We start from the raw sequence: 22,838 nt of genomic DNA, 5'->3' as shown, positions 1-22,838 counted from the left end.
CAGGCATTGCAAGTCTCATGTAATCGCGCCAGGAGGCCATTTTGACTACCACTCAACCGTTGCCCGACATTCTGCTGCTGACCCATGGCGGCTGGGGACAACAGCTCTGTAACAGCCTGCGCATGGTGATGGGCGAAATTAAAGGCGTGACGGAAATTGCGCTGATGCCCGTTGATACGCTGGGCGAGTTCTATCAGCGTGTCGAAACTGTGGTGAAAACCATGCCTGAAGGGTCACTCATTCTGACCGATTTTGTCGGCGGTACGACATCCAACGTCGCGGCGCGACTGAGCGCGGATTATCCGGTGGCGGTCATTTCCGGATTGAACGCGTCGTTGCTACTGGAGGCGCTGGACAAACGTGAACACGGTTCACTCACCGCCTGCGTCAGCGAACTGGTGGAAGCTGGTCGCAGCAGTTGCCTGGACGTTGTCGCCCACGTTCGTCAATTACAACAATCGCAATAAGGAAAATCATCATGGCAAACATCGTGTTATGTCGTATCGATAGCCGTCTGATTCATGGACAGGTCGTGACGAAATGGGTCGGACAATCTCAGGCCAACCGTATTGCGGTGGTCAGCGATGAACTGGATGCCGATCCGTTCATGAAAAACATCTATCTGATGGCTGCGCCGCCAAACATCAAAGTGGATTGCTACAGCAATCAGAGCTTCGCGGCATCGTGGAAAGACAATCAACTGGGTGATGGCAATGTGCTGGTGCTGTTCCCTTCTCTGGCGGCGATTCAGCAGGCGGTAGAACAGGGATTCGACGTCACCACCATTCAGGTTGGCGGCTTAGGCGGTGGACCAAACCGCAAAGCGGTCTTCCAGAATATTACGCTCGATGAAAAAGACGTTGGCATTCTTAACGACCTGAAAAGTCGTGGAATTCAGGTGTTCTTCCAGACTATCCCGGAAGACAAGCCACAGTCGCTTGACGATATCCTGAAAAAATTCTAATCCTTTGATAACAGGGTAAATAACTATGGATACTTTAGTTTTTGCAAGCCTGATGGGGTTGTATTACTGGTTTGCCCGCTTACGCCTTGGCTACACCTTCTCTGCCATGCTGCTCCAGCCGGTGGTGGTGGCTGTTTTCGTCGGGCTTCTGCTGGGCAATATGCAGACGGCGATGATTATCGGCGCGGGGATGCAGCTTGTTTATCTTGGCGTCACCTCGACTCCTGGCGGTAACGTGCCGTCAGATCCGGCGCTGGCGGCCTGTATCTCGATTCCCATTGCGGTGAAAGCCGGGATGGATCCGAACCTGGCGATTGCGCTGGCGATCCCCTTCGGCGTGATTGGCGTTTTCCTCGACCAGTTACGTCGTACGCTGAACGCGGCCTGGGTGCATATGGCTGATAAGCACGCGGAGACGGCGAACATGGCGGGCATCATGCGCTGTGCCTTTGTCTATCCGGCATTGCTTGGCCTGGTGCTGCGCTTTCCGGTGGTGTTTGCCGCGAACTACTTTGGTCAGGACGTGGTGGAAAGTTTCCTCAAACTGATGCCGCACTGGTTGACGCACTCCTTTGAAATCATGGGCGGCATTCTGCCGGCGCTGGGCTTCGCCATCACCATTATGGTGATCGGTAAAAAGAGCCTGTTGCCGTGGTTTATTGGCGGATTCTTCGCGGTGCTGTACCTCAAGGTGGACATCATGGCGATGGCAATCTTCGGGACTTGTGTGGCCTTCCTGATCAAGGGTCTGGCGAAAAATGAAGGAGCAGCATGATGAGCAGCGACGTAATGCAGCATGAACTGGTGGAACGCGCACGCACGACCGGGGCGTTGACCAAAGCGGATATCACCAAAGCGTGGTTTATCTACTGGCTGGGCGCGGAAGTCTCCAACTCCTATGAGCGTCTGCAAAGCCTGATTTTCTGCGCCTCGATGACGCCGATCATCAAAAAGCTTTATCCGCAGAAAGAGGAGCAGGTGGAGGCGCTGAAGCGCCATCTGAACTTTTTTAACTCCGAGCAAACCTTTGGCGCGGTGATCCAGGGGATTTCCATCGCCATGGAAGAGCAGAAAACACGTGGCGAGCCGATCAGCGATGCTTCAATTACCGGGATTAAAACCGGTCTGATGGGACCACTGGCAGGGATGGGTGATTCCATCGTTTGGGCCGCGGTTATGCCGCTGCTCATCGCGATTTTCATCCCGTTTGCCGCCAATGGCAGCGCGTTTGGCGGGATTGCGCCGCTGATCCTCTACCCGGCGATCACTTTAGCGATCAGCTACGGCCTGATCCACAAAGGCTACACCCTGGGACGTGACTCTATCGTCGGGCTGTTGCAAGGGGGGCGAATTAAAGAATTGATCTACGGCGCGAACGTGCTGGGTCTGATCATGATGGGCGCGCTGTCGGCAAGCTACGTCAAGATCACCACGCCGCTGAAAGTCAGTGCGCTGAAAGGCTCTGAAGTCGTGGTACAGCAGATTCTTGATTCCATCGCGCCGGGTCTGCTGCCGCTGGCGGCGGTGTTTGCAATCTACTTCTTTCTGGTGAAAAAGGGGCCACGTTACACCACCATTTTGTTGTCCATTGTGGCGCTGAGCGTGGTCTGTTCATTGCTGGGAGTGTTGTAAGCCATGACGCAGAATATCTATCAACAGCTGGGGCTTAAACAGGTGATTAACGCCTGCGGCAAGATGACGATTCTTGGCGTCTCCAGCGTGGCGCCGGAGGTGATGCAGGTAACCGCGCGGGCCGCTTCCGCCTTTGTGGAGATCGATAAGCTGGTGGACCGAACCGGTGAGCTGGTTTCCCGCTTTACCGGAGCGCAGGACAGTTACGTGACCTCATGCGCTTCGGCGGGTATCGCCATTGCCGTGGCTGCCGCCATTACCCGTGGCGACCCCGCGCGCGTGGCGCTGATGCCTGACAGCCGTGGGATGGCTAACGAAGTGGTGATGCTGCGCGGGCATAACGTGGATTACGGCGCGCCCATTACCAGTGCGATTCGCCTGGGTGGGGGGCGCGTCGTGGAAGTCGGGTCAAGCAATCTGGCGGCGCGCTGGCAACTGGAAAGCGCGATCACCGACGAGACAGCCGCGCTGCTGTATGTGAAATCGCACCACTGCGTGCAAAAAGGGATGCTCAGCATTGAGGATTTCGTGCAGGTGGCGCAGAAGCATAACCTGCCCGTGATTGTTGATGCCGCCGCCGAAGAGGATTTACACACCTGGGTGGCAAGCGGTGCGGATATGGTGATCTACAGCGGAGCTAAGGCGTTTAACGCGCCGACCTCCGGGTTTATCACCGGCAAAAAAACGTGGATCGCCGCCTGCAAAGCGCAGCATCACGGCATTGCCAGAGCGATGAAGATTGGTAAGGAGAACATGGTCGGCCTGGTCTATGCGCTGGAGAATTATCACCAGGGGCAGACGGTGGTGACTGCTGAGCAACTGCAACCGGTGGCAGAGGCGATTTCAGCGATCCACGGGCTGAGCGCCGATATTGAGCAGGACGAGGCCGGGCGCGCCATCTGGCGTATCCGGGTACGGGTCGACGCGCACGCTTTCGGTCTCGATGCCCGCGAAGTCGAAGCGCAACTGCGGGGAGGCGATATCGCTATCTACGCCCGTCGCTATAACCTCCATCAGGGTGTTTTTAGCCTCGACCCACGCACGGTCGCCGAGGGGGAAATGGCATTAATCGTGGCGCGACTCAAGGAGATTGCAGAACATGCAGCAGATTAATTTTTATCGCCAGCGTGTGGCGATCAATGTGCTGGCGAAAGACATCGCCAACGCCAGGGAAATCTATGATGCCGCAGAGGGACACGCGGTGATTGGCATCCTGTCCGCGCAGTTCTCGACTGTTGAGGAAGGCGTTCAGGAGGTGAAACGGTGGATGGCGCAGGTGCCTTCTGTTTCGGTTGGGCTGGGGGCGGGCGATCCCGCGCAATATTACAAAGCGGCGATGATTGCGTCAGCGGTTCATCCGGCCCACGTCAACCAGACCTTTACCGGCAGTGGTTTTGCCGCGGGCGCGCTGGCGGCGACGGGGGGCGAGCAAACCCATATCAACGCTCTGGTCAGCCCGACGGGCACGCCCGGTGAAGTGCTAATCTCCACCGGCGTCAGCAGTAGCCAGGGAACACCGGCGCGTGTTTCCTGCGATGCCGCCGTGCGGATGATGCAGGATATGGGCGCGCATGCGGCGAAGTTCTTTCCGATGGGCGGCGAAAAGTCGTTGCCGGAGCTGTACGTGCTGGCGACTACCGCGGCACGTAACGGCATGACGCTGATTGAACCGACCGGCGGTATCGATCTGGATAATTTCGGCGTCATACTGAAAACCTGTCTGGAAGCAGGCGTGCCGCGCGTGATGCCGCATGTGTATAGCTCGATTATCGACCCGCAAACCGGTAACACCCGACCTGAAGATATCGTCAGGTTAATGGAGATCGTGAAAGGGCTGGTCTGAACCAGATGGCGCTGTGTGCGAGTCGCGCGGCGCCACCTCTCTTTGCATCAAATCCCGCTTTATGCTTTTTTCTTCTTATTGATACCTTTTCGTTTTTTACCCACAGCAACCTTCCCGCTATAGTCATTTCATTACTCATCAGGCGGTTATTACATAAGGATAAAAACGTGAAATTGACGATACCTCATTTAGGGACCGGGGCGGCGCTCCTGCTGGCGGGGCTGCTGTTAACCGGCTGCGATCAGCAAAGCAGTAATGCAAAGCAGATTAAAGTTGGCGTCATCAATGGCGCTGAACAGGATGTGGCGGAAGTCGCCAAAAAAGTGGCGAAAGAAAAATACGGCCTCGACGTTGAACTGGTCGGTTTTAGCGGCTCGCTGTTACCTAACGACGCGACCAATCACGGCGAGCTGGATGCCAATGTTTTCCAGCACCGACCGTTCCTGGAGCAGGATAATAAAGCGCATAACTACAAACTGGTGGCGGTAGGCAACACCTTTGTCTTTCCGATGGCGGGCTATTCGAAAAAAATCAAAACGGTGGATCAGTTAAAAGACGGCGCGACGGTTGCCATCCCCAACGATCCGACGAATCTGGGGCGCGCGCTTCTGCTGCTGCAAAAAGAGAAGTTGATTACCCTGAAAGAGGGGAAAGGGTTGTTGCCAACGGCGCTGGATATCACCGCGAATCCGCGTCACTTGCAGATTATGGAGCTGGAAGGCGCGCAGTTGCCGCGCGTGCTGGATGACCCGAAAGTCGATGTGGCGATCATCAGCACCACCTATATCCAACAAACCGGGCTTTCTCCGGTCCATGACAGCGTCTTTATTGAGGATAAAAACTCCCCGTATGTGAATATCCTGGTGACGCGCGAAGACAACAAAGATGCGGAAAACGTGAAGGAATTTCTGGCGTCTTACCAGTCACCGGAGGTGGCGAAAGCGGCAGAGAAAATCTTTAACGGCGGCGCGGTTCCGGGCTGGTAAGAGTGACCGTTGCCGCGCCGGAGTCTGTCAGAGCCTTCTGGCGCGGCGGCGGGAATCCATTGAGATCAGTATCACAGAAGAGAGGATTAACAGCGTGCCGAGCCAGTCTGGTAAGGTGAACGTTATCCCTAACAGCAGCAGCGACAGCAGCGCGCTGCTTAACGGTTCGGCACAGCTTAAAATGCTCGCCTTTGGCCCGCCAATCATCTGCGCGCCTTTCAGATACAGACTGAACGTCAGCGATGTTCCAACAACCACCAGGTAGAAAAACGCCAGAATCAGACTGCCATTGACCACGAAATCGGTCCCCTCACCGGCGTAAAATGGTAACAGAATCGTCCCGCCAATTAACATGCTCCAGCCGACAACCGGTAACGTACCGTATCGCCCAATCAGCGTTGACGGGTAGGTGGTATAAAATGCGGCGGCAAACGCCGAGGCTATTCCCCAGAAAAGTGCGGCCGGTGAAATAGACAGCGAGGTCGGGTTGCCGTGCGTCACCAGCAAAAAGGTGCCAATAAGCGACGTGAGAATCGCGGTCAACACCAGCCCCCCTGGGCGGGCCTTACGCACCAGCGCGAACCAGGCCACGATAATCGTGGGCGACAGGAATTGCAGCACCGTGGCGGTCGCGGCGTTAGATTTTTCAATGGTCAGCAGAAAGGTGAGCTGTACGGTCAGCGCGCCGACCACAGAAAACAGCAATAAACTCAGGGCATCTTTGCGGTTTTTGAAAGGGGAAAAGATTTTATCGCCATGCACAAATGAGAGCATCAGAAGAATCAGTCCGGCGAAGATCAGACGCGTCATCGTCAGAAATGGCGATGACATCTGACTTTGCTCCATGATGTACTGCGCGCAAACCCCTGAACTTCCCCATAATACGGCGGCAATCAGGACGTTCAGCATCCCTCTTCTCGTGGACCCCATTTGTTCCTCTGCATGTTGTTCTGTTTTATTTATGTGCCGCCATCATAGCAGAGATAGCAGGGCGTGGCGGGCGGTGACATGCAATTCAGCGCGGCGCTGTCCTGTTATTGTCATTATTCGGTCAAATCAGATAAACCTAAACAAAACGTCACAGAATAGTTCTTTTAACTTTACTCAAGTTATTGTCTGACTATAATGGGCACAAATTCACACAGGAGTAATATGTTGGACAGTCACCCTTACTTTACAATCAAGGCAAGCTAACACATTATTACTGTGCTGCTTGCCGAAATGGCGGGCAGCAATCTCCTTATACAGACGATTGCCTCCCAATAATGGTATAACCGCGCATTAGTCGCGAGGGCAGTCGTTATGTTCATGTTTAAAAACGCATTATTCCCTCCGCCGTCAACACGACGTTAATCGCCTTTATCGGCGACATAGTGGTGTTCAGCAGGTATTCGTGTTTTCTGCAATCCGGGACAGTTCTGGGCTGCGGCAGCCACGTTAATCATCCTGTGCGTCAATATTTTATTATTGGTGGCCTCACCACGGACTCATAAAATTTCCGGCGAAACATACGTTGGCATGAAAATATCACTTCAGTTCGCTGGAGTGCTGACGGGTGTTAATTCTCCCTGTTCATATAAAAGCGGCGAAGAGTCGCATAAGGAGGGAATGATGGATATTCCCATACGCATAACGTAATACCTTCTCTATCGAATGAGAAATTAATTATGCATAGATATTTCTGTGCAGGGATAACGACGTCTTAAATTTGGGGAAAAATCATGACTGACATGAAAATTGAAAACCGGAAAACAACCCGGCCTGCGTCAGAAAATGATAAGCAGCATAAAAAAGCCTTTCCGGTAGAGGTGGAAGCTTTTCACTCGCCGGAGCATACGCTGGCGCGCTTTAACAGCAGTCGCCAGGGGTTAACCACAGAAGATGCCATCGAAAGACTGGATGAATATGGTCGCAATGAGGTGGCGCATGAACAGGCGCCATCAGCGCTGATTCAACTTTTGCAGGCATTCAATAACCCGTTTATCTATGTCCTGATGGCGTTAGCCGCCGTCAGCTTTATCACCGATTACTGGCTTCCGCTGCGTAACGGTGAGGAGACGGATTTGACCGGCATTATCATCATTTTGACGATGGTCAGCCTGAGCGGGTTATTGCGTTTCTGGCAGGAATTTCGCACCAACAAAGCGGCTCACGCATTGAAATCGATGGTTCGCACCACGGCAACCGTGCTGCGTCGTGCGCCAGGCAGTAACGAATCGGTACAGGAAGAAATTCCGATTGAAGAACTGGTCCCCGGGGATGTGATTTTTCTTGCCGCAGGTGACCTGGTGCCGGCAGATGTTCGTTTACTGGAATCACGCGATCTGTTTGTCAGCCAGTCTATTCTCAGTGGGGAATCGTTACCGGTTGAAAAGTATGACGTTATGGCCAGCGTCTCGGGTAAAGACAGCGCAAAACTGCCCACGCCGAATAAGGATAAAAGCCTGCTGGAGCTGGGGAATATCTGCCTGATGGGTACGAATGTGACCAGCGGCAGAGCGCAGGCGGTGGTGGTCGCAACCGGTAACCGGACCTGGTTCGGTTCGCTGGCGAAATCCATTGTCGGCACCCGCACACAGACCGCATTTGACCGTGGGGTGAACAGTGTTAGCTGGCTGCTGATCCGTTTTATGTTGGTTATGGTGCCGATTGTTCTGCTCATCAATGGTTTCAGCAAAGGCGACTGGGTAGAAGCGTCACTGTTTGCTCTCGCGGTTGCGGTAGGACTGACGCCGGAAATGTTGCCGATGATCGTCAGTTCCAACCTGGCGAAAGGGGCGATCGCGATGTCCCGGCGGAAAGTGATCGTTAAGCGTCTGAATGCCATTCAGAACTTCGGCGCGATGGATGTCCTGTGTACCGATAAAACCGGCACGCTGACCCAGGACAATATCATTCTGGAGCATCACCTCGACGTGAGCGGTACGGAAAGTGAGCGGGTGCTGACGCTGGCCTGGCTGAACAGCAGTAGCCAGAGCGGGGCGCGAAACCTGATGGACAGAGCGGTGCTTCGCTTCGGTGAAAACCGGATTGCGCCGACGGTGAAAGAGCGCTTTGTGAAGCTTGATGAACTGCCGTTTGATTTTGTGCGTCGCCGCGTTTCGGTGTCGGTCGAGGATGTGCGTGAAGGTGATAAAAGCCTGATCTGCAAAGGTGCCGTGGAAGAGATGCTTACGGTGGTGACACATCTGCGCGAAGGTGACAAGGTGGTCGCGCTGGATGAAACGCGTCGTGAATTATTGCTGGCGAAAACGCAGGATTACAACGCGCAGGGATTCCGTGTACTGCTGGTGGCGACCCGCAAACTGGATGAAATGGCACAGCATCAGCCGCTCAGCACGGCGGATGAGCAGGGACTGACCGTTGAGGGGATGCTCACCTTCCTCGATCCGCCGAAAGAGAGTGCTGGCAAGGCAATCGCGGCGTTGCGCGATAATGGTGTGGCAGTGAAAGTCCTGACCGGCGACAACCCGGTAGTGACGGCACGCATTTGTCTCGAAGTCGGGATTGATGCGCATGACATTTTGACTGGCGCGCAGGTGGAAGGGATGTCAGACAGCGAACTGGTGAGCGAAGTGGAGAAACGTGCGGTGTTCGCCAAACTGACGCCGTTACAAAAGTCGCGCATTTTAAAGATGTTACAGAAAAATGGTCACACGGTGGGTTTCCTGGGGGATGGCATCAATGATGCGCCCGCGCTGCGAGACGCAGATGTAGGGATTTCGGTCGACAGCGCGGCGGATATCGCCAAAGAGTCCTCAGATATCATCCTGCTGGAAAAAGACCTGATGGTACTTGAAGAAGGGGTCATTAAGGGACGAGAAACTTTCGGCAACATCATTAAGTATCTGAACATGACCGCCAGCTCAAATTTTGGCAACGTCTTTTCTGTGCTGGTCGCCAGTGCGTTTATACCGTTCCTGCCCATGCTGGCGATTCACCTGCTGATCCAGAATCTGATGTATGACATCTCCCAGTTGTCGCTTCCCTGGGACAAAATGGACAAAGAGTTTTTGCGCAAGCCGCGCAAATGGGATGCGAAAAATATCGGTCGTTTCATGCTGTGGATTGGCCCGACGTCCTCTATTTTCGACATCACCACTTTTGCGCTGATGTGGTACGTCTTCGCGGCGAACAGTGTGGAAGCCCAGGCATTATTCCAGTCTGGCTGGTTTATAGAAGGGTTATTGTCCCAGACGCTGGTGGTACATATGCTCAGAACGCAAAAGATCCCGTTCATTCAGAGTCGCGCTACGTTGCCGGTATTGTTGACCACGGCGCTTATTATGGCGACAGGTATCTATATTCCGTTCTCTCCGCTTGGGGCGATGGTCGGGTTGGAGCCACTGCCGATGAGCTATTTCCCGTGGCTGGTAGCAACGCTGTTGAGCTATTGCCTGGTGGCCCAGGGCATGAAGCGTTTCTACATTAAACGCTTCGGTCAGTGGTTCTGATAATGAACGGGAGGCGCAGAGATGAAACGTTCCCCCGACAACGTCATCGCGCTGATTTTTTTAGTGATTGGTCTGCTGGTACTGCTGTTGGCCATCGGGCAACTCATTCGTTGAAGAGGTGAAGTATGCGAAGACAAAACCTCGATAAGATCTTTTTACAGGTGATCATTATTGCTGCGATCATCATTCTGTTAACCCTCTGGATTAGATAGTCAATGGCGGCATCGTTAGCGCGCGGTGCCACCAAAAAATTGAGGGCAAAAACCAGGAATTAATAACATTGCGCCGTCTCTTCCTTTGTTCTATTTTCACACTGTATCGTCACTGGAAGGAATGCATCATGAGTATGCGTCATGGTTTAAAGGCAGTACTGGCAACCGTTATTTCTCTTTCACTCTTTGCCACCCCGGTTCTGGCGAATCCAGGAAATGGTAATGGCAATGGCAATAATGGCGGTAATCACGGAAACAGCAGCGGTAATCACGGGAATAATAGCGGGAACCACGGGAATAAGGGGAACGCGCAGAAAGGCAATGCGGGTGAGAAAAATAACGTCTCTTCCGATCACCGTAAAAATTACGGAAAACCCGATCACGTTGAGTCTGATATCAGTTTTGCCACCGCTCGTCATCTGGCTGTGAACTATGGTCTGACGGGTTATAAATCTTTACCGCCGGGAATCGCGAAAAACCTGGCGCGAGGAAAACCACTTCCTCCGGGTATCGCGAAAAAAGCGGTTCCGGCATCAATGCTGGGAGAACTGCCTTACTATCCTGGCTATGAATGGAAAATCGTGGGGGATGATCTGGTCCTCGTTGCGCTCAGTACCGCAGTGGTGACCGCAATTATCAACGGTGTATTTGATTAAGATCGTCTAAAGCCGGGGAGTTTTCCCCGGCTTGTGTTTTTTACCCTCTCAATAATAGGTAAACGTGACCGGCAAGCTCGCGGTGTAATTTCCTGCGGGAATCGTCCCTGTATGCGGTGTAACCCTGACCAGTAAACTACCGTCAAACTGTTTTGGACTCACAAGAAAAGGGGGGGTGCTCAGCTCAACCGGTGAGCCAAATGTTACGGCTCCCCCGCCTTTTTTCCATGACAGCGTAAGATCTACCATATTGTTGGAGGTCGTGAGTTTAGAATTATTGCCCCCGGTAAACGTCACTTCAAATTTGGTAATATCACTTAAACAATTTATTAAAATAGGGACTTCAACATCATTGCCTAATAGCGCGCCTGATGTCGTTATAAGGGGAAGTTGAACATTTTCAGGTAGACCAGCCCCATTATTGATCTGACATTGTGGATTTGTCACAGTCATTGCGATGGGCAGGTTTACGCTTGCTTTTTGTGCAGCATAGCCCGTAAATGGCGTGGATGCGCTTAATAGTCCCAGAAGCAAGGGGAACATGAGACAACGCTTGTCAATCATAGGTTACCTCGACCGTCAAACTGGTTGAAATATTCCCTGCCTGGAGCGTTTCACCGGGAATTTGTTTAGGTAAAAGCTGAAACTGACCAAGCGTTTCGCTATTTGTAGTTAATGAAGTTGATGCAGGTGCAAAAGACTTATTTAATTCAAGCGGCGTAAAATCCGTACTCGCTGCATTTTTCCATGACAGCGCAAGCCCAACGCCAGATAAACCCGTTTTCATCAGACTGGCACTGCTCGCTGCAACGCCTGCGGCTGGCGAAAATTTTAGAGAGAGCCCCGTTGCAGGCCAGCTACAGGAAATATTCAAATCCACGGTCTGCGACGTTGTTGCGTTATTTTCAAACTGACTAAAGCTGACTTGTTGAAAGTTAAGGTTTGCCGGAGAGAGTGACAATGCACAAGTATTTAAAGTTAACTCGGCATTTACAGTCGCTCTCTTCTGCACTGATTTCGACGCAGAGGCGTTGTGAAATGAAAAAAGTATCAAAAAAAATAGTAACCATCTATGCATAACGTCATCCTGCCTATCTGTATATTAGTGAAATATTGAGGTACGTTGAAACCTTCCCGGCAGGAAACGGCGTTGAAGGTTTGACATAGATTCTGAAGCGCGCTGAAGCATCAAGATCATTCCTTGTTGGCTGATAAACCTGATAATTAGTATTTAGTGGTATGTTCTGTTCAGAACCATACAGTCTGGTGATCTGAAAGTTTAGCTTCCGACCATTAGTATCACTGGCGCTAAACATCCCATTTGGTGCATCAACCACATTCTCGGGGTCAAAACGAACATACAGGCCATTAATTAATGCTCCGTTTCTGCAAGAATAAGAGACTAAAATTTCTTTATATAGCCGTCTGGTAAGGTCGCTTGGGGTCAATTTACCAAAATCGATATTTTCTGGTGAAAGAGACATTCCACAGGTGGCATTATCATTAAAAATAAAGGGAATGGTTGCTCCCAAACCAGAGCTGACATTTACCGCTGGGCTGTTTGAAAGCGTATTTCCTACAGACGGCATCTGGATACTCACAGTATATCGACCGGATTGGGTACTTTGGATCCAGTATTGATCGTTTACCACAAGACTGGCTTTACCCAGCACAGTGCCTGCAGGCCAGTCAACTCTCCCATTCCATGGTACAGATTTAATGTTATCGGAGGTAATGCTATTGGTGTCACAATGCATACCCTCCAGTTGCCATTCAATGCCTGGATAAGGGGTCGTTATAGTGTTGCCGTTTTTACAAGACCCGCCACCGGTCATTCTCATGACCATCTTGCTCTTCTGCACTGCATTCTCGACATAATCCGGATCGCAACTCATGCCATTTTGTACGGTGACTTTCATGATTAACAGTGACTTATTATCTGCTGATGTATAACCATTCATCCAATAACCACGATCGCTGGGATCGGTATTAAAAAGTATCGATCCTCCACTACAGTTTGCCGCTTTGGCGGGTAAAGAACTGAGTGAGAAAAAAGCAAAGAAAAGAGCAAGCATGAATTTGTACATAGCAATGACCTTATATGCTTCAGGATTTAGTTAATTTATACTCTTTATCAACGCCATAATCATCGAATGCCACAATACTCAGGCTGTTACCGGTGACTGACTTACCCAGTGATATTTTTTCTCCCGGAGCAAATACAGAGAGTTTATCTTTGATATCCTCACTCACTTTTATGGGTGTTCCATTTTGTTTCACACTGATTATTGCAAAATAATAAGGAGTGTCATTCCAGAGAACGGTACTGCCCTCACTGCTTATCATTTTAATATTTTGTTCTGCATTTTCTCTTTTCTCTTTCAGGGCATCAGGGCGATAAAACATTTTAACCTGAGTATTCAGTGCAATCGATAATGAATTCTCACCTTCTTTTGGTGCTTTAGGGATCTCCTGAATATTAATCCAGAACAGTGATTCTTTGTCCTTTGGTAACGCATCATTAATTTTCAGGATGCGCAAAATTTGTCTGTGCTGATCCGCCACTTTAAAAAAAGTAGGGCTGGGTACAAAATAAACGTTTTTATCGTTCTGATCCTGGTTTTCAATCCATATCTGTCCGCCATATTCCTGTGTGGACTGGTTATCTACCTGTACAGAGATATTCTCTCTCTTTTCATCAAAAACATAACGTGTGCTGTTAAGGACAAACGCTGCATGACTGGATGCCGTAAATAAACACAGTGATGCGAACGTGAATAATTTCTGTAGTGTATTTTTCTTAGCCACACTTAATCTCCTGTAATTTACCCATATCTTTCTTCAGCGATCGAGAGTCGAATTTGCAATCACCGACAGAAATTATCCCTTCATCTTGCTCTTCCAGATTCATTAACAGAATACCGCCATTGTTGACGTAGCCGATTTCCTGATTTTGCGCGTTTTTAGCGATACTCCCCATTGGAATGACAAAACCATTACTGCTGATGACTTTAACAATATAGGTGTTGATTTTTCTGTATTTCACTTTTTTATAGATAATCGCGTTTTCTGTTGGCGTCACATTGATTGCGTTTTCGGTTAATTCAACGCTCTGCGGCAGGTTTTCCGCATTGACGGTGATGGTATTATTGTTATACGCCGTTAACGGTATCACGGCGCGCCCTTTTTTATCACCAGGCATGGAGCCATTAAATCTGACGCCCGGAACATCTTCCATCTGGACAACTGCAATTTCATCATTTTTCACAGGCGTAAACAGAATACCTGCATCAGGCAGTCCGATAATACTGCCACCGACCTGGAATGACGAACTCGACGTGCTCCCCATTTGTGAATAGCTTGCGGAGGTTTGCACACCATCAAACAGATAAGAAGCAGAAACCGCACTTCCTGTAGTGTTCTTTGACTGATTGATGGATGCATTATAACTTAACCGTGAGTTAATACTTCCGGAAAGACCGGTGTTGAAATTCGTGCCGTTACGACGATCATAATTTATGCCCGAGAAACTATACTGCGCCTTATCAAACACGCTAAAGGGTACGCTGAGAGAAACCCCGGCGTTATAATCGTTTTCCATTCCCTGCAAGCGGGAATATCCGGCATTCAGAGAGACAGAGATATTATTAAAACTCTTACTGAGATTTAAATTTGCACCAACCTCACTGGAACTGTCCCAGTAGTCCTCCTTCCAGGCAGACATATTTAAGAACACATTCATTTCCGGTAACTGATAGGTAATAATCGATTCATACCGCTGTTTAGGTCTATTATTTAACAGGCTGTAATAGCGATAGTTAAAATCTGAATAATCAATATAGTTTTCTGAGTTGAAACGATAACCGATCAATTGTAAATTCGCGTTTTCCCCTAACGCACGGGCATACTTCACTGATGCGCTAAAGCCGCTCATAGCTTTGCCATTATGATATTTGGCCTGCGACAGGTTGCCGCTCATTGCGACTGCACCAAACCAGCCAAAGGAACGGATAATCCCCAGGCCAACGTTATTATAGTTTTTGTCAACCAGTGCAGACGTATTGAGTGTAAAAGGCACAAAACCGTAATCATAGGTCATTTGCGCGAATAAGCTATCCTCATCACGTTTGTCGCTGTACTGGTCAACCTTGCTCCCTACGGCAATATTGTAATTATAATTACCAGGCTTCAATAAATTCGGCAGAACGGCGACCGGGAAACGCTGTTCTTTGACCGTGCCGTCCTCTTCATAAATCTTTAAAATAATATCGCCAGAATAGACGCCGGTCAGATCGTTAATCACAAAAGGACCTGGCGGTACCACGAACGATTTCAATGTATAACCGCCTTGTTCGACGGTCACACGGGCATGCGTTCTGGCAATGCCGTTGATTACCGGAGCATAGGATTGTGAGTCCCAGGGATACATATCCTGATTGGACTTTAACTGTGCGCCATAAAAGGTGAATCCGTCATTCAGCGTATTGTATGACTGGGTTTTACCAATCAAAATATCTGATTTGATCGATTTAATTGCGTGCGTTAACAGCAGGTTGTTACTCTGAAATTTCTCCCCCTGATACGCATACCCTCTGCCTAGCAGAACCCATTCGCCAATATTAACCTGACCTTCGATATTACCGTATGTTGTCCGGTCCAGGTTGCTTGATTTTGACGTATTAAGGTCATAGGCGATTTTAAAACCGGGGCTGCCATAATCCCAGGAACCACCGTTTTTTTGCGTCTCGATAAATCCTGCCTGCGGTATAGCGATTGACAGTTCCTGCAAGGAAGGATCAAATTTTACCCGACTGTTTTTCTCTTTATCAATAATATAGCAGTTGCGTGCGGGATCAAGGTACGCTTTATAGAATTCTTTATTGATGTTAATGCCGTTTTCCTGTAACCATTTATCTGAAAGGCAAATATGCTCAGCATCATCATTGCTGATTATTAACTCTACAGAGGTTGCTTTTTTAGAGCCATTAAATAGAAGATCGACAACATATTTTCCTGGTATGTTTTGCCCGGTGTTTTTCAATACCTCGGGGATCTCTTTGCTGCCACCGCGGATAAAGCTGTAGTTAAAATCGTCGGCAAGAATTTCATTCGACCACAAATGAAAAATGATAGCGACACATAATACTTTTATTTTCATTTTTATTCCTTGCCGACGTGTATCTTATTTAAGAAGGGAGCGAGAACTCCCTTTTATTTAAAAGATAATTACTTATAGGTCACAACATAGGTTGCAGAAGCACTGAATGGACCAGCGGTCAAAGCAGCGGTCGGCTTCGCAAGTACGGCACTATAATCGAATGATTTAATACCACCCTGTGTATTACTATAATCAAAAGAGGTTTGTCCTTGTTTGATTACGGCAGCGGTACCTGTTTGAGTTGCATTAGTTGTAGAAACTAACAGATAAGCATTAGTTCCCGCGGTTGCAGCGTTAGTGATGCCTGCCGCAGCTAGCGTAGAGGATGACCAGGAAACATTAGCAGAGGTTTTTGCAAGGCAAGTCGCATCTTGAGGTACTAATTTAAATGGGACAGCAGTACCATTAGCCGTTGCCGTATTTGAAAGTACACCCAAGTTCACATTAGCAATATCTCCACCAGCATTATCTTTTAGTGCAACATCACAAGTTGCCGTAGAAACACTACCCGTAAAGTTTACCGTACCGGTGTTTGGTGCAGCCATGGCATTAGACGCTACACCCAGAACTGCCAGAATTGCCGAACCTAAAATCAGCTTTTTCATTTTATACTCCATAATAATAGGCTTAATTCTTAAGTCAGCTCATAACCTTCTTAATGAGCGACACAAAATATATTGCGCTGAAAATTTACAGGCAAACCTTAATGTGAGCGATCGTTACTTTTCTATCTCCTTTTTTTATTTATGGCACAGTAGCTCACCTCACTCTTATTTTTGAGTGATGATTTTTTTATTTTGTGATGAAGGGGCAAGTAAAAACAGCCGAGATGTGTTCGTTGTCAAAATATCTTTTAAGGGTATAAAAATAGTAAACCCGCCTTTATTTATTGACCGACGCCATCGGTTGTTTGACTGTCAGTTATTCAGGCCGATACTTGCCGGGGGATAAAGTGAATAAAATATATGCAATAAAAAAGAACAGAAAGGGCGAAGCGATTGTCGTTTCAGAAGTCAGTGAAGGTATAAGAAGACGGGTCACCTCACGAATATCGCTAAGTGTTCTTTTAGTGAGTATGCTGGGTGGTGGGTATTCTGCCGAATCAACCGCTTCCAGAGCGGTGTATGATATACCCTATCAGACTTATCGTGATTTTTCTGAAAATAAAGGGATTTTCAAACCTGGTGCGATAGATATTCCTCTGTATGATAAAGATGGGAATATCGCTGCTAAGTTAGATAAAGCGCCCATGATAGATTTTAGTTCTAATTCAAGAACAGGCTTTGCGACGATGGTCGCGCCGCAATATATCGTGAGCGTAAAACATAATACAGGCTATAAAAACGTAAGGTTTGGTTATGGCGATGACACAAATTACACGTTGGTAAGCCGAAACAACTACCCGGGGGGGCTGGATTTTCATTTGCCCCGGCTGAACAAAATCGTTACTGAGGTTATTCCGCTGGATATAACCAATGCCGGAACGGCAAACGGCACATATCAGAATCAAGAGCGTTTCCCCGTTTTCTATCGTGTCGGTACAGGCACACAATACGTAATGGATAAAGATGGTAAGCCTGTCCGTATTGCCGGTGGCTATGCCTATAAAACGGGAGGAATAGTTAATCCACCTTTTTCTTCAAACTTACGTTTCTCGACCAATATAGATAATTCGCCTCTCACTTCCTGGGGGATGGCAGGTGATAGTGGGTCCCCGCTTTTTGCCTGGGATACACAACAAAACAAATGGGTTGTTTTAGCCGTACTCCATGCCTCGGAGAGTAAGGTCACCGGAAAAACTAACTGGTATACGATTGTTCCCGTTAGTTACGTTGACAATATTATGAAGCAGGATGCTGACGCCCCGGTCAACTCACAACAAAGTGAAGGGGATATTCACTGGTTATATGATGAAACGACGGGTGTCGGCACATTAACCCAGGGCGCAGCCTCCTGGGTAATGCATGGCAATGTCGGCCCAGCGTCACCTGCTTCCTTAAACAGTGGCAAAGATCTCACCTTCCAGGGCGGTGGTTCTGTGGTGTTAGAAAACACCGTTGACCAGAGCGCGGGAACGCTGACGTTTAATGATGATTATCGTATTAAGCCCCTGGATTCTCAGACCTGGAAAGGCGGCGGGATCATTATTAATGGCGATCATACTGTTGACTGGCAGGTGAACGGCGTTCAGGGCGATAACCTGCATAAGCTTGGTACCGGGACACTGAAAGTGAACGGTACGGGCATTAATCCCGGCGGACTGAATGTCGGTGAGGGGACAGTCATCCTGGCGCAACGACCAGACAGCGATGGCAACGTGCAGGCTTTTAATAATGTCAGCATTGTCAGCGGCAGGCCAACGGTAGTACTGAGTGATGATAAGCAGGTGAATCCCGACAATATAAAGTGGGGTTATCGTGGCGGTAAGCTCGATATCAATGGTAACAGTCTTACTTTCCATAAGCTCAACGGCGCAGATGAAGGCGCTGTGCTGACGAACAGTGGATCGCAAGCTACGGTGAATCTGGATTTTAATAAAGCAGATGCCACAACGGCCGTTGCCAACATCTGGCACGGTCATTTCACGGGCAATGTTGATGTCAATAATACCGTTACGCCCGGAACGCAGAACGACTTTGTTATGGATGGCGGGATGGATACGCAGGGTAGCGTAACTCAGGATAATGGTCGGTTGTTTATCCAGGGGCATCCTGTCGTTCATGCCGTCACCACTCAGGCCGTGGCGGACAAGCTGAAGGCGCTTGGCGACAACTCTGTCCTCACCCAGCCGGTTTCCTTTACCCAGAATGACTGGGAAACCCGACAGTTCAGTATGCAGCAGCTTAATCTGCATAATGCGGCGTTCGACCTGGCGAGAAATGCCAGCCTCAGCACAAACATCATTGCGGACCACTCCACGGTGACGCTGGGCAGTGAAGATCTCTATATCGATCTTAATGATGGCAACGGTGTACAAACCAGGCCGTCGCTGGGCCAGTCAAAAGCGACGAATGATGCGGATCAGAGCCGGTTCAGCGGACGTGTACAGCTGAATAACAGCTCCACACTGAACATTAATGAACGCTTTACTGGCGGGATTGACAGTATCGACAGTGCGGTGACCGTGGCGTCCAGTGATGCCGTTCTCAGCCAGTTCAGCCGTTTCAGTCACTCACCGCTGTCGCTGGCGGATGGCGCGAATCTGACGGCAACGTCGGGGCTGGTTTCTGACAGTGAAGTGACAGCCGGGACAGGGTCAACGCTTTCGTTGTTATCCGGAGAGTACGCCGCCGGGGGCTGGAACCTTACAGGCGCGGGAGCGACGCTGAATACCGGCGCGGGTAGCGTTATGACAGGTAATATTCAGGCGGATGATGCTGCCAGCCTGAATTTTGGTACAGCAGAGGAGGCCAGTAAGAATCTGTTCACAGCTTATGGCGGCAACCTGAGCGCGCCACTGGCAGAGGCGACGATGACGAACACCTTCTGGCAGGCAGAGGGGCAGTCTGTTGTGAAATCCCTCGACCTGAAAGGGTCGCAAATCAGTTTCAACCATACCGGCGCAGTCGGTGCACTGAATGTGGAAACTCTGAATGCCAATAACAGCACATTCATCCTTAATACCAACGGTAAAACGGCGGATACGGTTACGGTTAACCAGTCGCTGACCGGGAAAAATAACTCGCTGGTTGTTGTCCCGACGATATCTGCAATCGACAACACGGCTTCGGCTCTCCCGCTGGTCAACGCGCCGAAAGCCACTGAAAGCGATGTATTTACGTTAAAGCCGATCACACAACGTACAGGTTTCCATATCTATACACCGCAACTGAGTATGGTGGAGACAGCAAACAGCAAGCAATGGCGGTTGGAAGGATTTAATGTTCAGCAGGATAAGGCGGCGCTTCAGGCAGGGAAATCCGTAATGGACGTTGGATATAAGAACTTCCTGACGGAGATGAACAACCTGAATTATCGCATGGGCGATCTGCGTAATACGGATGGTGAAACCGGGGCGTGGGCGCGTATCTATAGCGGGACAGGTTCTGCCGACGCCGGTTATTCTAATAGCTGGACTCACCTGCAGATAGGGGCTGACAGAAAACAGTTGTTTAACGGTGGCGATCTGTTTACCGGTGTAACAGCAACGTTCACTAACAATAATAGTCATGGTACGGGTTGGTCTGGTCAAACGAAATCAACCGGGATTGGCCTCTATGCGTCCGCGATGTTTGATTCCGGGCTGTATGTGGATGCGATCGGGAAGTATGTCCGCCACGACAACCACTATTCGGCAACGGAAGTGTCAATGCCAGAGCAGGATTACAAATCACACTCCTGGTATCTGGGCGTGGAAACAGGCTGGCGCTTCTCGTTGCCTGGAGAGGCATTTGTCGAGCCGCAGACGGAGCTGGTCTATGGCACGGTGTCAGGAAACCGTTTTGCCTGGCAGTCTGAAGGTTCTGACATCACGATGCAGCGTAATCAGGAGAACCCTTTGATTGGTCGCACCGGCGTTGAAATCGGTAAAACCTTTATGGGTAAAGGCTGGACGCTGACCGCGCTGACGGGCGTTCATTATCAGTATGATCTGTTTAATCCGGCGAAGACGGTTGTCCGTGATTTGGGCGGGGAGACTTCCATCAGAAATGGTAAAGATAGCCGTATAAACTTTAATTTTGGTGTCAATGCCGAAATTAAAGAAAACACTAGGATTAGTCTCAATATTGAGCGCTCGAGCCTTGGTCAATACGATATCGATAAGGCAATCAACGCCAATATTCGTTATTCATTCTGAGCTTAATTGTTAAAAACAAAAAAGTCTGAACGGATAGTTCAGACTTTTTAATTAATTAATTGTAAGTGAGAATTAAATGTATTTACAAATCAATCTGGAGAGCATAATTTTATCGTGTAGCGTTATTTTTTAGGATGGTTTTTGATGTTTCTATACCTTATAGTCAATTTTAGTTAGGTTGCCTAATACATTTGATAGCTAAGGGTTCTTATGTCCGTTGCTTTTTTATTGGCGAGTAAAAATGCATATTTCAATTACGGATTGACATTACTCTCTGACGATAATTCAGAAATAAAATGTTTCAAATATGAACATATTGATACTCATCAAGAGATACTTAATAAATATTGTAAAGTCTATCTCATTTGCGACAGAGATGATTACTTCTCTTACTGCTTTCTTATGGAGCAACTCCCGGTAATATGTCTATATCTTGAGCAGGTATCTTGCCGACAGAAGAAGCTTCGTATTCTTACGAGTCGCAGCCCCTCACCCGTTACGGTGTTCAAAAACTTCACGGACGATGAGAGGAAAATAGTCTATTTGTATTTTTTTAAGAGGAAAAAAATCAGAGAGATTGCGACGATAACACAGCTAAAAGAGAATAATATTTATAATAAAATACGTTCGATAAAACTAAAGCTGGGTGCGGAATCCACCAGAAAGCTTCCAGTTCTACTTAGAAATTATTTTCTTGTGCAAACTGTGTGATTGCTGCAATTACGCATAGTTTTGTTTGAAAAATATTAAAATTGTTAACTATCCCACCAAGGCCTCGGGGTAATGCTATGTATTTTAAAGAAATATATAGTTAAAAAATGAATAATTAAAATTATAAACTATTCCCATAAACAAAAAATTCCGAGTTTACATGGCTGATAACCCATGAAATTATATGCATACAAAGCATGGGGGTGACTGAATGAATAGTCAAAGTGCTTTAAGTAACCTTACTTTTCCGGCGAAGGAAAGTTATGCACACAACAATACGTTGGTGCTGAAAAAGATTCGTTTTTACAATTGCGCTATTATCTATCTGCACGATGCACAACTGCTTGTAAAAACGAAAGATGGGCAATCCTTTAATATTCCTCCTGATTCACTTTGTTATGTTGAAAAAAACACAGTGATTGATGTTGCATTAAAAGTGTTAGGTAAAGGGGTACCCTACGAGATCTATCACGTTGACAGTGAAGTGTTAAGTTGCATCTGTAAAGTTATGGAGCCGCTTCTGTTGGATCCGCAAAGAGTCAACTCGATGCGGCGTAAAATCTTCACCTGTCCTGTTGATGAAACAGACATTAAAATCTTCAAACGATTAATCGGAAATGACGTCCAGCAACACAGACAAGTTTATAAGATTACTTATCTTCTCTCTAAAATTAGGGACATAGAATCGTTGGTTTACTCTCTGTCGGTATCAACGGATACCACCTTTACTGAGCGACTAAAGACAATCATTGAAGCTGATCTCACAAAATCGTGGAAGCTGGCAGATCTCGCAGGTATTTTACATATGTCAGAGGTGTCGATTCGTAAAAAACTTGAGAAGGAGAGTAATAATTTTAATACGCTGGTGTTGGATATACGCATGCACCAGGCGGCAAAACTCATTACGACGACCGAGAAGCATATAAACAGTATTGCCAATGAAGTGGGTTATACCAGTACGTCTTATTTTATTCGTAACTTTAAAGAGTTCTTTGGCATCACACCGAAACAGTTTTCATTGAAAGTCAAAAAACAGGCCTGAATGATGAATTCCGATGATATTCCATACAGCGGGTTCTGATATATAAAGGCATTTCGCAGAAAAAACCGGGGAAATCCCCCGGTTCTGATACAGACAGCGGCTGACTCTTCATGTAAATGGGGATCATCCATTTGAATTATGCCTCCACTGCTGGTGTAAATAGACCCGTTTTAGTTCCATGCATTTTTTGAGTTCCCGGCCAAATAATGGTGCTGTCGGTATTCCTTCGGTGTCATATTGTTCAGTAATTCATGCGGGCGTTCACAGTGATATTCTGATAACCATTTCTCCGTGATTTCCCGCACTTCATTCAACAATCGGGATCAAGATGCGATTTTAATCGCCGGGAAATGTATAAACCCGTGCGCTGTTTTTAAACTGC

20 protein-coding genes and 2 pseudogenes are annotated in these 22,838 nt (G+C 48.4%); 14 read left to right on the top strand and 8 right to left on the bottom strand.

The genetic code is table 11. The features are described from left to right. Positions 1-41 precede the first annotated feature (41 nt). The 7 genes from WB371_RS11335 to nlpA all read left to right on the top strand — a co-directional run bounded on the left by WB371_RS11335 (position 42) and on the right by nlpA (position 5,425). Positions 42-467 (top strand): PTS sugar transporter subunit IIA, encoded by a 426-nt coding sequence (locus tag WB371_RS11335; RefSeq protein ID WP_336220154.1) that lies wholly within the window; start codon positions 42-44, stop codon positions 465-467. Positions 468-478: 11 nt separating this feature from the next. After that, complete coding sequence (locus WB371_RS11330; RefSeq protein WP_336220153.1) at positions 479-964, top strand: PTS system mannose/fructose/N-acetylgalactosamine-transporter subunit IIB; 486 nt, start codon at positions 479-481, stop codon at positions 962-964. A 25-nt stretch (positions 965-989) separates the two neighbouring features. Then, positions 990-1,739: a PTS sugar transporter subunit IIC gene (locus WB371_RS11325; RefSeq protein WP_336220152.1), complete on the top strand. Its 750-nt coding sequence runs from the start codon at positions 990-992 to the stop codon at positions 1,737-1,739. Beyond that, entirely contained in the window at positions 1,736-2,596 is an 861-nt protein-coding gene (locus WB371_RS11320) for a PTS system mannose/fructose/sorbose family transporter subunit IID (protein ID WP_336220151.1), read from the top strand. The genes WB371_RS11325 and WB371_RS11320 overlap by 4 nt, the downstream gene beginning before the upstream one ends. Positions 2,597-2,599: 3 nt before the next feature. After that, the gene (dgaE, locus tag WB371_RS11315) at positions 2,600-3,709 is read left to right on the top strand and encodes a D-glucosaminate-6-phosphate ammonia lyase (protein ID WP_336220150.1); all 1,110 of its coding nucleotides are present in this window, start codon (positions 2,600-2,602) and stop codon (positions 3,707-3,709) included. Next, positions 3,696-4,439, top strand: coding sequence for a 2-dehydro-3-deoxy-phosphogluconate aldolase (dagF, locus tag WB371_RS11310; protein ID WP_336220149.1), 744 nt, complete (start codon positions 3,696-3,698; stop codon positions 4,437-4,439). The genes dgaE and dagF overlap by 14 nt, the downstream gene beginning before the upstream one ends. A 167-nt stretch (positions 4,440-4,606) precedes the next feature. Then, on the top strand, positions 4,607-5,425 hold the full coding sequence (gene nlpA, locus WB371_RS11305) for a lipoprotein NlpA (RefSeq protein WP_336220148.1): 819 nt from the start codon (positions 4,607-4,609) through the stop codon (positions 5,423-5,425). A gap of 27 nt (positions 5,426-5,452) precedes the next feature. Here nlpA and WB371_RS11300 read toward each other — a convergent pair whose 3' ends face one another. After that, positions 5,453-6,355 carry a carboxylate/amino acid/amine transporter gene (locus WB371_RS11300; protein ID WP_336220147.1) on the bottom strand — a complete coding sequence of 301 codons (903 nt, stop codon included), beginning with the start codon at positions 6,353-6,355 and terminating at the stop codon, positions 5,453-5,455. Between the two features lie 444 nt (positions 6,356-6,799). Here WB371_RS11300 and WB371_RS11295 point away from each other — a divergent pair. From WB371_RS11295 to WB371_RS11280, 5 genes and pseudogenes are all read left to right on the top strand, one after another. Next, a pseudogene (locus WB371_RS11295) lies at positions 6,800-6,928 on the top strand (magnesium transport protein MgtC); the annotation flags it as partial. A gap of 218 nt (positions 6,929-7,146) precedes the next feature. Then, entirely contained in the window at positions 7,147-9,879 is a 2,733-nt protein-coding gene (gene mgtA, locus WB371_RS11290) for a magnesium-translocating P-type ATPase (protein ID WP_336220146.1), read from the top strand. A 21-nt stretch (positions 9,880-9,900) separates the two neighbouring features. Then, on the top strand, positions 9,901-9,993 hold the full coding sequence (gene mgtR, locus WB371_RS11285) for a protein MgtR (protein ID WP_336220145.1): 93 nt from the start codon (positions 9,901-9,903) through the stop codon (positions 9,991-9,993). An 11-nt stretch (positions 9,994-10,004) separates the two neighbouring features. Next, the gene (gene mgtU, locus WB371_RS23800) at positions 10,005-10,091 is read left to right on the top strand and encodes a magnesium transporter protection protein MgtU (RefSeq protein ID WP_420704043.1); all 87 of its coding nucleotides are present in this window, start codon (positions 10,005-10,007) and stop codon (positions 10,089-10,091) included. Between the two features lie 128 nt (positions 10,092-10,219). Next, on the top strand, positions 10,220-10,747 hold the full coding sequence (locus tag WB371_RS11280) for an anti-virulence regulator CigR family protein (RefSeq protein WP_336220144.1): 528 nt from the start codon (positions 10,220-10,222) through the stop codon (positions 10,745-10,747). 48 nt (positions 10,748-10,795) lie between these two features. Here the strand turns inward: WB371_RS11280 and WB371_RS11275 are convergent, their stop codons facing one another. The 6 genes from WB371_RS11275 to WB371_RS11250 all read right to left on the bottom strand — a co-directional run bounded on the left by WB371_RS11275 (position 10,796) and on the right by WB371_RS11250 (position 16,510). Then, positions 10,796-11,311, bottom strand: coding sequence for a fimbrial protein (locus WB371_RS11275; protein WP_336220143.1), 516 nt, complete (start codon positions 11,309-11,311; stop codon positions 10,796-10,798). After that, a complete protein-coding gene (locus tag WB371_RS11270; RefSeq protein WP_336220142.1) occupies positions 11,304-11,825 on the bottom strand; it encodes a fimbrial protein in 522 nt (173 codons plus the stop codon). Before WB371_RS11270 ends, WB371_RS11275 begins: the two co-directional genes overlap by 8 nt. A 13-nt stretch (positions 11,826-11,838) precedes the next feature. Continuing rightward, positions 11,839-12,834: a fimbrial protein gene (locus WB371_RS11265; RefSeq protein ID WP_336220141.1), complete on the bottom strand. Its 996-nt coding sequence runs from the start codon at positions 12,832-12,834 to the stop codon at positions 11,839-11,841. Positions 12,835-12,853: 19 nt separating this feature from the next. Then, positions 12,854-13,555, bottom strand: coding sequence for a fimbrial chaperone (locus WB371_RS11260; protein ID WP_336220140.1), 702 nt, complete (start codon positions 13,553-13,555; stop codon positions 12,854-12,856). Then, a complete protein-coding gene (pefC, locus tag WB371_RS11255) occupies positions 13,548-15,905 on the bottom strand; it encodes a PefC/AfrB family outer membrane usher protein (protein WP_336220139.1) in 2,358 nt (785 codons plus the stop codon). Before pefC ends, WB371_RS11260 begins: the two co-directional genes overlap by 8 nt. A 68-nt stretch (positions 15,906-15,973) precedes the next feature. Next, entirely contained in the window at positions 15,974-16,510 is a 537-nt protein-coding gene (locus WB371_RS11250) for a fimbrial protein (protein ID WP_336220138.1), read from the bottom strand. Positions 16,511-16,857: 347 nt separating this feature from the next. Between WB371_RS11250 and WB371_RS11245 the strand changes: the two genes are divergently transcribed. After that, a complete protein-coding gene (locus WB371_RS11245; protein WP_336220137.1) occupies positions 16,858-20,703 on the top strand; it encodes a S6 family peptidase in 3,846 nt (1,281 codons plus the stop codon). A 922-nt stretch (positions 20,704-21,625) separates the two neighbouring features. Next, positions 21,626-22,456, top strand: coding sequence for a helix-turn-helix transcriptional regulator (locus tag WB371_RS11240; protein ID WP_336220136.1), 831 nt, complete (start codon positions 21,626-21,628; stop codon positions 22,454-22,456). Between the two features lie 170 nt (positions 22,457-22,626). On the opposite strand, the pseudogene WB371_RS11235 reads toward WB371_RS11240, so the two are convergent. Then, a pseudogene (locus WB371_RS11235) lies at positions 22,627-22,776 on the bottom strand (integrase core domain-containing protein); the annotation flags it as partial. Positions 22,777-22,838: the final 62 nt, after the last annotated feature.

Origin of the sequence: Citrobacter amalonaticus (genome assembly GCF_037053465.1) — a bacterium.
Taxonomy (GTDB): Bacteria; Pseudomonadota; Gammaproteobacteria; order Enterobacterales; family Enterobacteriaceae; genus Citrobacter_A; species Citrobacter_A amalonaticus_H.
The sequence above is the reverse complement of the archived record's forward strand: the minus strand, read 5'-3'. Positions and strand labels throughout refer to the sequence as shown.